Here is a 14135-nt window from a genome sequence, read left to right as displayed (position 1 = left end):
GGCCCCGGTTCCGTCGAATCGTGGGCTTGATGTCAGGAGTGCCTGGGATGCATGGGGCTGACGCCGAGTCCTTCGAGCTGGTGGTGCAGTCCGCCGGCGAGCAGTCCTCCCTCCGTCTTCGAGAGGCTCCGGGAGCCCGAGCCGCAGTGGCGCGAGCCGTCTCCCAGGCCGCCGCCCTCCGCTCCGCCGCGCCCCAGCCGAGCACCTTCGCGCGTCACCTCGGGGCCCAGCTTTCACGGGCGCCGGACCCGATGCGCGCGCTGGAGCGACTGCATGCCCGGGACCTCGCGCTCGCGCTCTCCTGCGCGCAGGGGTTGCCGGCGGCCTGCGCTCTCCTGGAGCAGGAGGTCCTCCTCAAGCTGCGCGTCCCCCTATCGCGCATCCATCCCTCACCGGCGTTCGCGGACGAGGTACTGCAAGTGCTCCGGGCCAACCTCCTGATGCCTCGCGAGGAGGCACCCTCACGGTTGCTTGGCTACTCGGGTATGGGCCCGCTGCTGCACTGGGTGAGCATCTCCGCGGTGCGGCTCGCGCTGCGGATGCGCAAGGCGCAGGGTGAAGAGTCACACGTCGAAGCGGAGGTGCTCGCCGCACATCCCGCCCCGGGTGGGTTGGAGCTGGGCTTCGTCCGGGAGGAGGCTCGGGGGCATGTGCGCGCGGCCTTCATCCGGGCGGTGGCCTCGCTGGACGACGAGGACCGGGAGCTGCTGCGACTGCACTTCGTCGAGCGCCTCTCCCTGGAGCGAATGGGCGCGCTGTTCGACCTGCACAAGTCCACGCTCTCACGCAGGCTCTCCGCGGTGCAGACGCTGCTGGAGAAGCGCACGCGGCGCGCGCTCGCCGAGCGTCTGTCTCTGCCCGAGCCGGAAGTCGACAGCCTGATGCGCGCCATCCATGGCCGGTTGGACCTGAGCCTCTCGGGTCTGCTGGCGGTGCGCGAATGAGCTGCCCGGACGAGAACACGCTCTCCGGTTACGCGAATGGCGCGTTGGACTCGGAGGGCACGGCCGTCGTGCGCCAGCATGTCGCGGGCTGCTCGGAGTGCCGGAGCGTGCTCGCCGCGCTGGGCGGACTCGAGGCGCCTCCACCGCTGGTCGACACGGGACTGCTCGTCTCCGGCGCGCGCGTGGGGCGGTACATGGTGCTCGGTCTGCTCGGCGAAGGAGGCATGGGGCGCGTCCATGCTGCCTATGACCCGGAGCTGGACCGCAAGGTGGCGCTCAAGCTGCTGAACCTCGCGAGGCTGGGGGTGGACTCCCTGGCCCAGGCGCGTCAGCGACTGGAGCGCGAGGCCCGCACGATGGCCCGGCTGTCGCATCCCCATGTTGCCCACTTGCACGACGTGGGCGAGTTCCAGGGGCAGCTCTTCCTGGTCATGGAGTTGGTCGAGGGCGGCACGCTCCGGCGGTGGTTGGCGGAGAAGCCGCGCACGCGCCGGGAAATCCTCGCGCGCTTCATCCAGGCGGCGGATGGGCTCGCGGCGACGCACGCGCTGGGCATCATCCACCGCGACTTCAAGCCCGACAACGTCCTGCTGACGCGCGATGGTCAGGTGCGCATCACCGACTTCGGCCTGGCCAACGCGGCGGGTGCCCTGGAGCCTCTTCGAGAAGACGAGGCTCCAGTCCCTGGCGGAGAGTCACTCACTGTCACCGGGGCGTTCCTGGGGACGCTCGCGTATGGCGCGCCGGAGCAGCTCCGCGGAGAGCGGGGGGATGCTCGCTCGGACCAGTTCGCCTTCTGCGTCGCGCTCTACGAGGCGCTCAACGGGCAGCGGCCCTTCGAGGGCGCCACGCGCGAGGAACTCCTGTCGTCCATGCATCGCCAGGAGGTTCGTCCCGAGACGCGGGGCGTGCCCTCGTGGCTCAAGGCCGTGGTCCGGCGTGGACTCTCGGTGGACCCGTCGCGGCGTTTCGAGTCCATGCAGGTGCTGCGGGCCCAGCTCTCACGGGAGGTGGTGGCCTGGAATCGCATCGCCGCTACGGCGGTGCTCGCGGGAGGCGTGGTGGGCCTGGGGTTCGTCGTGCTGGGGCCTTCCGCGGCGACACCGAGCGAACTCTGTCAGGGCAGTGAGCGGCACCTCGCGGGCATCTGGGATGTGTCCGTGCGTGAGTCCACGCATCTGGCCTTCCTGCGGACGGAGGACCCTTCGGCCGAGGCCTCGTTCCAGGCCGTGGCCTCCTCGCTGGAGCGGTGGACCCGGGACTGGATGCACGCGCATCAGTCCGCGTGCGAGGCGACTCGTGTCTTCGGTGAGCAGTCGGAGGCAGTGCTCGGGCTTCGGATGACGTGTCTGGACCAGCGGCTGGGAGAGCTGTCCCGGCTGACGGTGGCGCTGCAGGGCGCGGACGCGCGGACGGTGGAGCGGGGCTTCGGGCTGGGTGCCTCGATTGGCGGCGTGGGCCGCTGCGCGGACGTGCGCACGTTGCAGGAGGCCGTGTCTCCACCGGAAGACCCGAGGGTGCGCGCGGAGGTGGACGCGGTGCGCACGGAGCTGGCGCGGGCGAACGCGGAGCTGCTCGCGGGGCATACACCGGAGGCGCTGCGAATCGCGCTGCCTGCCCGGGAGCGCGCGCTCGCCACCCGGCATCGCCCCCTGGAAGCGGAGGCGCATCAGCTCTGCGCGCTGTTGCAGGAGGATGCGGGAGCGTTCGAGGACGCGCGAGCGTCGCTGGCCCAGGGCTCGCTGGCGGCCGAGGCGGGGCGACACCTGGGTGTGCTCGCGCGGGTGCTGAAGTCGCAGGCCTGGCTGCATGGATATGGCCTGGGGCGCACCCCGGAGGCGTGGCCCTTCCTCCAGCGCGCCCGTGCCGTGGCGGAGACGCTGCGAGACGCCGAGTTGGACACGATGTTGGACAACGTGCAGGCGGAGCTGCTGGAGCAGGAGGGCCGCTTCTCGGAGGCGGAGCCGCTCTTGCGTGCTTCGCTGGAGACCGTCACCACGCGCGGACAGACGCACGCGCGCGCGGAGCTGAGTGGTCGGCTGGGCCTGCTGGCCCGGCAACAGGGGCGCCTGCTGGAGGCGAAGCGTTGGCAGGAGGAGGCGCTGCGGCTCCATGAGGAGCACTTTGGTCCGGTGCACCGGGACACGGGACGGGCCCTGGCGAACCTGGGTGGCACCCTGGCCCTGCTGGGTGAGTTGACGAGGGCCGAGGCGGTCCTCCAACGGGCGCTCGGAATCCTTCGCCGGACGCTGGGCGAGGAGAACCTGTCGGTGGCCCGGACGTTGTCCAACCTGGCCCTCGTCTACTTCGAGTGGGGACATGGGGCCCAGGCGCGCAAGGCCGCGGAGGAGAGCTGGGCGGTGGCGCGCGCGAGCGTGGCCGCGGACAGCCCGGTGCTGATGGGGATGGAGTCGAACCGGCTCGGCGTCCTGGGAGAGCAGGGCGAGCGTCCGCTGGAGCTGGCGCACGTGCGACGCGTCCTGGCGCATCGCGAGCGCGTCTACGGCGCCTCACACCCGGAGGTGGCCCTGGATGTCCACGAGGTGGGCAGGCTGCTGCGTCTGCTGGGGCGTCCGGACGAGGCGCGAGGTTTTCATGCGCGCGGCGTCCTGCTCCAAGCGCCCCTGGTCGCCAAGGGCGAGGTGGATGGCGCGGGGCTGCGAGCCCTGGCGGATGCCCTCCTCTTCCTGGGGCGGGTGGACGAGGCCCGGGGGCATGTGGAGCGGGCGCTCGCGAGCATGGAGAGTGACTTGGGGCCTTCGTCGTCCGAACGCATCGAGGCGTTGCTCCTCCTGGGGGACGTCCACCTCGCGCGGGGCCAGCCCTCCGAGGCTCTGGTGCCGCTGCGCACCGCGCTGGAGGTGCTCACGGCGCGGCAGGTGGTCTCCGCGCGTGTCCCGAGAGTGCGTCGTCGGCTCGCGCGGGCGCTCCGGCTGACGGGTGCGGTGGAGGAGGCCTGCGTGGAGGCTCGGCGCGCCTGGGAGGAGCTGTCCGTCTGGAGCAAGGCCTACGCTCAGGAGACGGCGGAGGCGCGGGCCGAGCTGGGGCGCTGTCGCGGGTAGCCGCTTCAAGGGGAGCGACATCAACGGCGAGGGGGCGCGGCCATCACCCGCGCCCCCGTGGTTCACGACCCCTCTGGTCAGCGGATGTACGTCGCGAGGTGCTCAGCGGTCAGCGTCGAGCGCGCCGCGACCAGGTCGGCCGGGGTGCCCTCGAAGACAATCTTCCCGCCCTCGTGGCCCGCGCCCGGTCCCAGGTCGATGATCCAATCGGCGTGCGCCATGACCGCCTGGTGGTGCTCGATGACGATGACTGACTTGCCGGAGTCGACCAGCCGGTCCAACAGCCCGAGCATCTGCTCGACGTCGGCCAGGTGCAGGCCGGTGGTCGGCTCGTCCAGCACGTAGATGCCTCCGTCGGTGCCCATGTGCGTCGCGAGCTTCAGCCGCTGCCGCTCGCCACCCGACAGCGTCGTGAGCGGCTGGCCGAGCCGCAGGTAGCCGAGCCCGACGTCGGCCATGTGCGTGAGAATCTCATGCGCGGCCGGCGTCTTCGCCGCGCCGGAACCGAAGAATGCGACCGCGTCCTTGACGGGCAGGTCGAGCACCTCGGCGATGTTGAGCCCGCCGAGCTTGTATTTCAGCACCGCCGCCTGGAACCGTCGGCCCTCGCAGTCCTCGCAGGGCGTGCTGATGCCGGCCATCATCGCCAGGTCGGTGTAGATGACTCCGGCGCCGTTGCACGTGGGGCAGGCGCCCTCGGAGTTGGCGCTGAACAAGGCGGGCTTCACGCCGTTGGCCTTCGCGAACGCCTTGCGAATGGGCTCCAGCATGTCCGTGTACGTCGCGGGGTTGCTCCGCCGCGAGCCCCGAATCGGGGCCTGGTCGACCGACACCACTCCGTCCCTGCCCGACACCGAGCCGTGAATCAGGGAACTCTTTCCCGACCCGGCCACGCCCGTCACCACCACCAGCACACCGAGCGGGATGTCGACGTCGACCTTCTTCAGGTTGTGGGAGCTGGCGCCGCGGATTTTCAGCGCCCCCGACGACTTGCGCACCGACGGCTTCAACGCAGCCCGGTCGTCCAGGTGCCGTCCGGTCAGCGTCTTGCTGGCCCGCAGCGCGGCGACGGTGCCCTCGAACACCACCTCACCACCGGCGGTTCCAGCCCCAGGGCCCAGGTCGACGACGTGGTCGGCGATCTCGATGACCTCCGGCTTGTGCTCCACGACGAGCACGGTGTTGCCCTTGTCGCGCAGCCGCAGCAGCAGGTTGTTCATCCGCTGGATGTCGTGCGGGTGCAGGCCGACCGTCGGCTCGTCGAACACGTACGTCACGTCCGTGAGCGCGGACCCGAGGTGACGAATCATCTGCGTGCGCTGGGCTTCACCGCCCGACAGCGTCCCCGACGGCCGGTCCAGGCTCAGGTAGCCCAGGCCAATCTCCACGAACGAGTCGAGCGTCTGCCGCAGCGTCGCCAGCAACGGCGCGACGGACGGCTCGTTCAGCCCGCGAATCCACTCGGCCAGGTCGCTGATCTGCATCGCGCAGGCGTCCGCGATGTTGATCTTCTTGATTTTGGAGGACCGGGCGGCCGCATTGAGCCGGGTGCCGCCACACTCGGGACAGGGGGTGAACGTCACCGCCCGCTCCACGAACGCACGGATGTGCGGCTGCATCGCCTCCTTGTCCTTGGTCAGGAACGACTTCTGGATTCGCGGAATCAGGCCCTCGTAGGTCAGGTTGATGCTCTCGAACTTCACCTTGATGGGCTCGTGATGGAGGAAGTCGTGCAGCTCCTTCTTCGTGTACTTTCGAATGGGCTTGTTCGGGTCGACGAAGCCCGAGGCCGCGAAGATGCGCACCTGCCAGCCGTCGGGGGTGTACCCAGGAATCGTGAGCGCGCCCTCGGCGAGCGACTTCGTGTCGTCGTACAACTGCGCCAGGTCGATATCCGTCACCGAGCCCATGCCCTCGCAGCGCGGGCACATGCCGCCGGCGGCCGTGAACTCGCGCTTCTCGGTCTTCCCGTCGCCCTTCTCGACTGAAACCTCTCCGACCCCTCGGACCGACGGGATGTTGAAGGAGAAGGCGTTGGACGAGCCGATGTACGGCTTGCCGAGGCGGCTGAACAGCACCCGCAGCATCGCGTTGGCGTCGGTCGCCGTGCCGACCGTCGAGCGGGAGTTGGCGCCCATCCGCTCCTGGTCGACGATGATGGCCGGCGTCAGCCCCTCCAGGACGTCGACCTCCGGCCGGCCCAGGCTCGGCATGAACCCCTGCACGAACGCGCTGTAGGTCTCATTGATGAGCCGCTGCGACTCCGCGGCGATGGTGCCGAACACCAGCGACGACTTGCCCGAGCCCGACACGCCGGTGAACACCGTCAGCCGTCGCTTGGGGAGCTCGACGCTCACGTCCTTCAAGTTGTTCTCACGGGCCCCTCGGACGCGAATCAGGTCGTGGCGGTCCGCGGGAGGCTGGCTGGGGGAGGGCTTGCGCTCAGTCATGGCTTGGGAACCAACGGCAGTGGGGTGGGGTGTGGGACATCCGAACGGCCCGGCCGTCCGGCCGCTCAGCTTCTACGTCGACCGGCGGCCGACGGCGAGTAATATGCCTTGACGAGTATATGCCTCAATGGGTATGTATGGGGCGTGGAATCATCGTTCGCCATCATCGCGGAGCCGCACAGACGGGCCATCCTGAGCCTGCTGCTCTCGTCAGAGCGCTCCGTGGGCGACATCGAGCGCGAGCTTCGACTGTCGCAGCCGTCCGTCTCCAAGCACCTGCGGGTGCTGCGGGACGCCGGGTTCGTGGAATCACGTATCGAAGCGCAGCGTCGCCTCTATCGACTGAGACCGGAGCCGCTCATGGAACTCGACGAATGGCTGATTCCCTTCAGGCGCTTCTGGTCGAAGCACCTGGATGCGCTGGAGCAGCACCTGGACAAGATGGACAAGGTTCCTCCTGTGAAAGGAAAGAAGAAACATGAGCAGCCGTGAGCACTACATGCCGGGTGCCGCTTCTGGTGCCAGGATTCAGAAAGAGGGAGAGAAGTGGACGCTCGTGGTCGTGCGCGACCTCTCCCATCCTCCCGAGAAGGTCTGGCGGGCCATCACCCAGCCCGAGCATCTGCGCGAATGGGCGCCGTTCGACTCTGACCGGAACCTGGGGAGCGTGGGCACCGCGAAGCTGTCGACCGTGGGCGCTCCGACGCAGATGGTCGCCGAGACGCAGATCAAGCGGGCCGACGAGCCCCGGCTGCTCGAATACAGCTGGGGAGGACAGGACCTCCGCTGGGAATTGGAGCCGCAGGGCGCCGGCACCCGGCTCACGCTCTGGCACAACATCAACCGTGGCTTCATCGCCATGGGCGCCGCCGGATGGCACATCTGCTTCGATGTGATGGATCGGCTGCTCGCAGGTCAGCCCATCGGACGCCTCGTCGGCCCTGACGCCATGCGGTTCGACGGCTGGCAGCGCTTGCATGTCGAGTACGCCAAGCAGTTCGGCGTTGAAGCTCCCTCCTTCTAACCCCCGTTGGACATGAACATGCACCGCTCAAAAGGTATCGTCATTGGCTTCTGGGTCGTCACCGCGCTGCTCTGCCTGCAGATGGGCTTCACCGCCTACGCGCAGCTGAGCATGCCGGAGGTGGCGGAGGCGATCGCCCAGCTCGGCTTCCCTCACTACTTCCGCAAGGAGCTCGCGTGGGCCAAGTTGCTCGGCGTGGTGCTGTTGCTCGCGCCGGTGCCGGCGCGGCTCAAGGAGTGGGCCTATGCGGGCTTCGCCTACACCCTCGTCTCGGCGCTCATCGCCCACCTCGCGATGGGACACGGCCCGGAGTCGTGGATCTACGCGGTGGTCACCGGCGTACTCTGGGGGCTCTCGTACTTCTTCTGGCGCCGCCTGCAGGCCCCGTCCGTTGGGCTCCGCCCGGCGACCGCCTGAGCGCTGGAATTTCTAGGAGGAGACCATGAAAAAGCCCGTCGCGAGTGAAGGCCCGTCGGCATCGGAGCTCATCTCGCAGAGAATCGTCGACCTTGGGGGCTGGCGTGGGGAGACCCTCGCCAGGATGCGCAAGCTCATCAAGGATGCGGACCCGGACGTCGTCGAGGAGTGGAAGTGGATGGGCACTCCGGTCTGGTCGCACGACGGCATCATCTGCACGGGCGAGTCCTACAAGGAGGTCGTGAAGCTGACCTTCATCAAGGGCGCCTCCCTGATGGACCCGGGCGGGCTCTTCAATTCGAGCCTCGAAGGGAATACGCGCCGCGCCATCGACATCCGCGAAGGAGAGAAGGTGGATGCGGCCGCGTTCAAGATGCTCATTCGCCAGGCGATCGACCTCAACAGCGAGGGCAAGGCGAAGCCGTCGAAGGCGAAGCCAGTGGTGAAGGCCAGTCCCGCGAAGGCGAAGCCGGTAGTGAAGGCGAAGCCCGCGAAGGCGAAGGCGGTGGTGAAGGCGAAGCCCTCGAAGGCGAAGGCGAAGCCGGCGGTGAAGGCCAGGCCCTCGAAGAAGGCGAAGTCCTGAGGGATTCCGCCCCTGCGTGGTTCCGCACGGGGCGCCTCATTTCGGGTCTGGAGAAGAGGCTGAGCGGATGAGGTCGGACACGCCGCCGCTGATGAAAGAGGCGGCGGCGTTCGCGCTGATTTCAGGAGCGGCGCGGGTGGCCGCTCACATCCGTTCGCCAGGCAATTTGCTGGCTTGCTTCACCCACCTGGCGAACTGAGCTTCGTCGAGCGGAGTGTCCTCGCGGATGTCGAGGTAGCGCGTGTCCTGGCTCTTGGATTCGCCCGGGGGGAGAGGACGCAGCGAGGTGCCGCGGAAGAAAGCCACCTTGACGTACTTCGCGAAGCAATGGACGCCGAGGAACCAGCCCTGGTCTTCGACTCCGTACATCGGCGAGTTCCATTTGACCGCCTTGCTCACGCCGGGGACGGTGCGCGAGATGAGCGCGTCGAGGCGGTGCCCGACGTCGCGTTTCCACCCCGGCATGGCCGCGATGTAGGCCTGCACGGGGGCGTCGCCGTAGCCCTTCGCGATTTGAGGATTGCCGCCGGAGAGGAGACGAGGCTCCTTGGCGCTCTTGCGCGGGGCCGGGGTGGCTTTGGGCGCCGCACGGCGCGCCGGTGATTTCTTCGCCGGGGCCTTCGTGGGCTTGGGCTTGCTGGCTTTGGCGGCGGTCTTCTTGGCGACCTTCGCCGACTTCCGGGGTGTCTTGCCGGCCATTGTGCTCCCTCCTGGACCTCGGTGGCTTTGACGCACGTCATTCCAACGACTGGAGGATAAGCCTCGCGGCCCAGGCTGCCGAGGGCAACCTTCACTTCAGCTCAGCTCAGCGCAGACCGTCCAGGAGCGCGGCGAGCGCCTCGGGCTGCGACGCGAACGGTGAGTGAGAGGCCTCCAAGGACTCGACGGTGAAGGCATTGCCGGGCGTGAAGGCGTTGGCCTCGCGAATCATCAACTCCTGGAGCGCCGGTGCCAGTGCGCGGTCCTGGGTGCAGCGAAGATAGCTGCGAGGAATCCGGCCCCAGCGCGCCGGGGTGGCTCCCACCTTGGTGGTCCAGAGCGACAAGGGGAGGTCCGGCGTCAGGGAGAGCGCGAAGGGCAGGAAGTCCGCCAGGGGCACGTCCTGGTAGTACGCCTCGCGAAGGGCCTCCAGATAGTCCGTGCCTCCGCGAGGGTTGATGCGCACCGCGCCCAGCTTCCCCGGGTCCCCGAGGAACAGCGTCTCCCCGTAGCCGGTGCGCGCCTCGGGCAGTTCGTTGTAGCCACTGGGGCTTCCCAGTCGCAGGGGGCAGTACGCGCTCAGGTAGACGAGCCGGCCGATGTGCTGTGGCGCCAGCTCTCCCGCCCGGGTGATGACGGCGCCGCCCACGCTGTGGCCCACGAGGACGGGCTTCGTCCCGCCCGCCCCCTGTCGCAGCTTCTCCAGCGCGGTGACCACGGCGACGGCGCAGTCCTCCAAGGTGAGGTCCGCCTGCGGTGAGCGCTCCTCGAGGAGCTTCGCCGCGTCGCCCGTCACGTAGGCCGAGGGAAACCGCGCATTGAGGCCGTGTCCGGGCAGGTTGATGGCCACCACCTGGTGGCCTCGCGCGGAGAGTGCCTCCGTGAGGCGCGCCCAGTGGAGGGCGTTGTGCCAGGCGCCATGCACCAGGAGGAACGAGCGACGGGGTTGCTTGCCCCGCTCGGACGCGGCGGCGAGGGCGCCTTGCATCGGGAGCATGCCCGCGCCCAGGAGGGCGGTCTTCATCAGGTCGCGACGATGCATGAGGTCCTCATTTCGTGGAGCGGGCATTCGCGCCCAGCGCGCGAGCGAGCCGGTCTCGACGGCCCGCGAGCTCCAGGAGCTGTTGGTCGAACTCCGCCAGTCGCTTGCGGTGGAGCGCGAGCGCCTGTGGGCAGATGGCATGCGTGACGTCGCGGAGCATGCAGGGGGGAAAGGTGGCGATGTCCCCCAGGGAGAAGCCCAGCCGGATGAGGTGGGCCACCTGCATCACCCGGGGCACCGACTCCCCATCGAAATCCCGGTAGCCATTCGCGCGTCGATTCGACCTGAGGAGCCCCGTCTTCTCATAGTGACGGATGGAGCGCGCACTGCAGCCCGTGCGCCTGGCGAGTTCTCCGATGTTCATCCGGCTCTCTTGGAAACGAACGCTAGCCCCTGACACCAGTGTCAAGGTCAAGACCCGCGACGGTGCGTCGCGGGTCGGCTTCCTCTTCGAGAGCTTAGCGAACCTCGAACTCGTAGATTCGCGTCGCCGGGTCTCCATTCTGGGTGGGCGTCGTCACGTTGAGCTTGATGTAGCGCGCCGACGTCGAGGTGATGGCGTGCGTGGAGCTGCTGGCGGTGTTGGTGCTCACCGTGACGGGCGTGCTCCAGGTGGTCCCGTTGCTCGACGTCTGGATGGTGAACGCCTGGGTGTTCCAGCTCGTGTTCTCGCCCCCGGCCCCCGCGTGCTTGAGGGTGAAGCTGCTGACCGTCTGCGCCGAGCCCAGGTCCACCTGCATCCACGCCGGCGAGACCAGCGAGCAGAACTTGTCGGTGGTGCCGCCCGAGACGCTGCCGTTGACCGCCTTGGCCGCGGACTCGTTGCTGTTGCAGGCGGCCGAGCTGGTGGTGGGCTTGTTCAACGCCAGATTGGCGACGCCCGCGCCGACCGAGACCGTCTGGCTCTTGGTATTGCTCGCGCCGCCGTTGTCGGTGACGGTGAGGGTGACGTTGTAGTTGCCGGCACTCGCATAGGTGCGCGAGGGGTTCGTCGCGGTGGAGGTGCCGCCGTCGCCGAAGTTCCAACTGCGCGAGGTGATGGTGCCGTCGGCGTCGGTGGACGAGTCGCTGAAGGTCGCGGTGAGGCTGCTGACGGTGACGCCGAAGTTCGCCACCGGCGGGGTGTTGCCGCTGACCGCGGTGTTGATGGCCGCCGCGTACTGCGCGCTCGTGCCCTGCGCGGAGCACCGCTGGATGTCGTCGTACAACCACATGAAGCCGCCGCGAATGCCAGCGCTGGTCTTCCAGCCGCTCATCCGGCTCTGCACCGAGGCCGGGCTGTCGCCCGAAGTGCAGCCAGTGCCATGCCTGGACCACAGGCCCGGGTCGACCGTCATGCCCATCGCGGTGTTCCAGCTCGCCGGGTTGTTGCCGGCGCCGCCGTCGTACACCTGAAGGTAGATTCTATCGACGGCACTGCCCAGGTTGTCCTTGAGGCTCCGCCAGAACGTCTGCTGGGTGTAAGGCGCGAAGGTGATTTTGTAACCCTGGCCGATGAGCATCTGCCCGAAGGTCGTCGTCGGAGCCAGGGCGTAGGCGCTCTCGTCGTCGAAGTTCACCGCGTCGGCGCCGGTGGCGGCCTTCAGCGCCTGGAAGTTCCTGTACAGGATGCTGTTGCTGCCGGTGCCGCAGACGAGGGTGGTGCCGCAGCCGGCGGCGGTGCCATTGACCAGTCTGGCCATGCGCTCGAAGTCCGGAACGCTCCATGCGCCGATGGACACCTCGATGCGATTCACCGAGGTCGGCGCGGTCTTGAGCGTTGCCAGGCGTGTCGGCCACGCGGCATCACCCATGTATGCGCCGTTCCTGACCACGGGGATGTCGTTGTAGACGAGGTCGCCGTTGTCCTCGATGTGGAAGCTCCACAGGATGATGGTGGTGAAGCCCGAGGCGCGCAGGTCGTCCATCACCGCGGTGCCGCCGGAGTAGAACGGGCCACCGCCGTAGACCGCGGAGGCCGCGCTGGCGTCCGGTGCGGCGACGGCCAGGGCGAGGGCGGCGAGTGCTGGCAACAGGCGGCGGGAGAGGGGTGGCGCTGACTGGCTTGGTTTCGACATGGATGGCTCCTCGGCATTGAGCGTCGCGAACGACGCAATGGACGGCGATGCGCGTCTGCCTGTGAGAGCCATTGCGCTCGCTCACACCAGCAGGCGCTCCGGGTCGCCAGCGTCGGCGACAGGCCAACCTTGGGAGCGGCGATTTCGCCATGTCAATCTTTGGAGCGATTCAAGTCAGGCAAGAACGTTGAAGCATGGGCGTTGGTAGGGTTTTCCCCGAACAATCGAGTCACGACGATGGAGTTCCGGACCGCGGGTCACCAAACGTTTCAGGCGATGAGAGCGGCTCGCCATCTGCGTGAGTCGATCCCACTCTGTTGAGTTCCTCGATGCGCGATACCGCGACCATCGCGTTGATTCGCTTGCGCACCGCAAGGGGCATTCTGAATGGACTGACAAGGGCGAGGTGGCGCTGGGAGGAGCTCAGTCGCGCAAGCAGCTCGGCTCCGGAGATGACTTGACTACGGCTGTAGTCACGCGTACGTTCTGACTACAGATGTAGTCATGGCGACCGTGGGAGAGCGGGTGATGGAGTGGCCGCGGACGAAGGGGCACCTCACCCGGTTCTCGGAAGCTCCAGGACGTCGTGGCCCGGCTGAACTCTCGGAAGCAGGGGAAGGAGTGCGCCCATGGGTGCTGAATGGCTGACGGACTTCAGCTGGGGGTTTTCCACACTGGAGTGTCTGTGGCGGGCTTCCTGGCAGGGTGCGCCGTGGGCCGCGCTGGTCTGGGGGCTGTCCCACGCAGTGCCGCGCATGCCCTCCGCCCTGCGCGCGGGACTGTGGTGGCTGGTTTCCCTCAAGTTCGTGCTGTCCCTGGGGGCGTTGAGCCCGGTGCAGCTTCCTCTCCTGCCCACGCTGATTCCGGGACGAGTGGAGTCGATGGGGCCGGAGGAGAACGTGGCCACTCCGGACACCATGGCTCTCATGGGCGATGGAGTGCCCTGGCGACATGGGGGCGCGGCGGTGCTGCTCGTTGCGTGGGGATTGGGAATCGCCTGGCAGCTCAAGGGGCATGTGCGAGCCTGGAGTCGCATGCGTCGCCTGCGCCTTCGCGCGATGCCCCTTCGCCAACCGGACATCGAGAAGGCCATCAGCGAGCTCGCCTCCGCCGCGGGACTGCGCCGAGTGCCCTGTCTCCTGATGTCCGATGAGATGGCGAGCCCTCTGGCCACGGGGCTGATCTCCCCGGTGATTGTTCTGCCCGCGCAGGCGGTCCGGTGCCTGGACCTGGAATCAGTGCGGATGGCAGTGGCTCATGAGTTGGCCCATTTCCAGCGCCGCGACCTGTGGTTTGGCTGGGTTCCGGCACTCGCGGAGAGCGTCCTCTTCTTCCACCCGCTCGTACGCAAGACAGCCCAGGAGTATGCGCTGGCACGAGAGGAGGCCTGTGACGCCGAAGCCCTCCGCCTCACGGGGGCCGCGCCCGGTGATTATGGCCAGCTCCTCCTCACCTTTGGCGTCACCCGCACCCACGGCACCGCCGCTGTGCTCGGTGCCTCAACTCACATCCACACGCTGCACAGGAGGTTGTCCATGCTGGAACACGTCGATGTCTCCACTCCGCGACGCCGTACTTCGTTGCGAGTGGCGCTGCTACTCCTTGGCCTCGCGGTCCTCTTGCCGGTCCAACTGGTCGCACGCGAGCAGACAGCGTCGCCGCGGGCTCGCTCGGACTCGGCCGCGCCAGAGGTCGCGACTCCGGCTGTCGTCGCCACGAAGGTGTCGGCGGCTCCCATCCCTTCCGCCCCGCCTGCCGCACCGAGCCTCAATCCCGCCCCGGTTCCCTCTGCGCCCAGCCTTCCCTGGTCACCCGACGACGCGCTGTGGTCACCCGATGGACCCGATAGATGCTGAA

The 14135-nt window shown here is 68.2% G+C and carries 11 protein-coding genes and 1 pseudogene; 7 read left to right on the top strand and 5 right to left on the bottom strand.

Going from position 1 to position 14135, the window contains the following annotated elements; all coding sequences use genetic code 11:
- The first annotated feature begins 47 nt into the window (after positions 1 to 47).
- Together HUA76_RS40335 and HUA76_RS40330 are read left to right on the top strand one after the other, a co-directional pair.
- Positions 48 to 944, top strand: coding sequence for a transcriptional regulator (locus HUA76_RS40335; protein ID WP_174463890.1), 897 nt, complete (start codon positions 48 to 50; stop codon positions 942 to 944).
- Entirely contained in the window at positions 941 to 4006 is a 3066-nt protein-coding gene (locus tag HUA76_RS40330) for a serine/threonine-protein kinase (RefSeq protein WP_174463889.1), read from the top strand. The genes HUA76_RS40335 and HUA76_RS40330 overlap by 4 nt, the downstream gene beginning before the upstream one ends.
- Positions 4007 to 4083: 77 nt before the next feature.
- On the opposite strand, the gene HUA76_RS40325 is transcribed toward HUA76_RS40330, so the two are convergent.
- Positions 4084 to 6456 (bottom strand): excinuclease ABC subunit UvrA, encoded by a 2373-nt coding sequence (locus HUA76_RS40325; protein WP_174463888.1) that lies wholly within the window; start codon positions 6454 to 6456, stop codon positions 4084 to 4086.
- 144 nt (positions 6457 to 6600) lie between these two features.
- Here HUA76_RS40325 and HUA76_RS40320 point away from each other — a divergent pair, with 144 nt between their 5' ends.
- The 4 genes and pseudogenes from HUA76_RS40320 to HUA76_RS40305 all read left to right on the top strand — a co-directional run.
- Positions 6601 to 6948 (top strand): helix-turn-helix transcriptional regulator, encoded by a 348-nt coding sequence (locus tag HUA76_RS40320; protein ID WP_141640293.1) that lies wholly within the window; start codon positions 6601 to 6603, stop codon positions 6946 to 6948.
- Complete coding sequence (locus HUA76_RS40315; protein ID WP_174463887.1) at positions 6935 to 7480, top strand: SRPBCC family protein; 546 nt, start codon at positions 6935 to 6937, stop codon at positions 7478 to 7480. The genes HUA76_RS40320 and HUA76_RS40315 overlap by 14 nt, the downstream gene beginning before the upstream one ends.
- Before the next feature lie 18 nt (positions 7481 to 7498).
- Positions 7499 to 7897, top strand: a complete 399-nt coding sequence (locus HUA76_RS40310) for a DoxX family protein (RefSeq protein WP_141640291.1) — start codon at positions 7499 to 7501, stop codon at positions 7895 to 7897.
- Between the two features lie 25 nt (positions 7898 to 7922).
- Positions 7923 to 8333: pseudogene (locus HUA76_RS40305) on the top strand (DUF1801 domain-containing protein); the annotation flags it as partial.
- 291 nt (positions 8334 to 8624) lie between these two features.
- Here HUA76_RS40305 and HUA76_RS40300 read toward each other — a convergent pair.
- The 4 genes from HUA76_RS40300 to HUA76_RS40285 form a co-directional block, all read right to left on the bottom strand.
- Entirely contained in the window at positions 8625 to 9179 is a 555-nt protein-coding gene (locus HUA76_RS40300) for a DUF1801 domain-containing protein (RefSeq protein ID WP_141640289.1), read from the bottom strand.
- Between the two features lie 106 nt (positions 9180 to 9285).
- Positions 9286 to 10221, bottom strand: a complete 936-nt coding sequence (locus HUA76_RS40295) for an alpha/beta fold hydrolase (RefSeq protein WP_174463886.1) — start codon at positions 10219 to 10221, stop codon at positions 9286 to 9288.
- A 7-nt stretch (positions 10222 to 10228) separates the two neighbouring features.
- Complete coding sequence (locus HUA76_RS40290; RefSeq protein ID WP_141640287.1) at positions 10229 to 10585, bottom strand: MerR family transcriptional regulator; 357 nt, start codon at positions 10583 to 10585, stop codon at positions 10229 to 10231.
- Between the two features lie 94 nt (positions 10586 to 10679).
- Positions 10680 to 12278: a PKD domain-containing protein gene (locus HUA76_RS40285; protein ID WP_141640286.1), complete on the bottom strand. Its 1599-nt coding sequence runs from the start codon at positions 12276 to 12278 to the stop codon at positions 10680 to 10682.
- Between the two features lie 629 nt (positions 12279 to 12907).
- Between HUA76_RS40285 and HUA76_RS40280 the strand changes: the two genes are divergently transcribed.
- Entirely contained in the window at positions 12908 to 14134 is a 1227-nt protein-coding gene (locus tag HUA76_RS40280) for a M56 family metallopeptidase (protein WP_174456263.1), read from the top strand.
- Position 14135 lies beyond the last annotated feature (1 nt).

The organism is Myxococcus sp. CA056 (genome assembly GCF_013336715.1).
Classification (GTDB): domain Bacteria; phylum Myxococcota; class Myxococcia; order Myxococcales; family Myxococcaceae; genus Myxococcus; species Myxococcus llanfairpwllgwyngyllgogerychwyrndrobwllllantysiliogogogochensis.
This window is presented reverse-complemented; position numbering and strand designations above follow the sequence as displayed.

Coding starts and splice junctions, on each gene's coding strand:
- HUA76_RS40335 (WP_174463890.1), top strand. CDS start 48: ATGCATGGGGCTGACGCCGAGTCCTTCGAGCTGGTGGTGCAGTCCGCC.
- HUA76_RS40330 (WP_174463889.1), top strand. CDS start 941: ATGAGCTGCCCGGACGAGAACACGCTCTCCGGTTACGCGAATGGCGCG.
- HUA76_RS40325 (WP_174463888.1), bottom strand. CDS start 6,456: ATGACTGAGCGCAAGCCCTCCCCCAGCCAGCCTCCCGCGGACCGCCAC.
- HUA76_RS40315 (WP_174463887.1), top strand. CDS start 6,935: ATGAGCAGCCGTGAGCACTACATGCCGGGTGCCGCTTCTGGTGCCAGG.
- HUA76_RS40310 (WP_141640291.1), top strand. CDS start 7,499: ATGCACCGCTCAAAAGGTATCGTCATTGGCTTCTGGGTCGTCACCGCG.
- HUA76_RS40300 (WP_141640289.1), bottom strand. CDS start 9,179: ATGGCCGGCAAGACACCCCGGAAGTCGGCGAAGGTCGCCAAGAAGACC.
- HUA76_RS40295 (WP_174463886.1), bottom strand. CDS start 10,221: ATGCATCGTCGCGACCTGATGAAGACCGCCCTCCTGGGCGCGGGCATG.
- HUA76_RS40290 (WP_141640287.1), bottom strand. CDS start 10,585: ATGAACATCGGAGAACTCGCCAGGCGCACGGGCTGCAGTGCGCGCTCC.
- HUA76_RS40285 (WP_141640286.1), bottom strand. CDS start 12,278: ATGTCGAAACCAAGCCAGTCAGCGCCACCCCTCTCCCGCCGCCTGTTG.
- HUA76_RS40280 (WP_174456263.1), top strand. CDS start 12,908: ATGGGTGCTGAATGGCTGACGGACTTCAGCTGGGGGTTTTCCACACTG.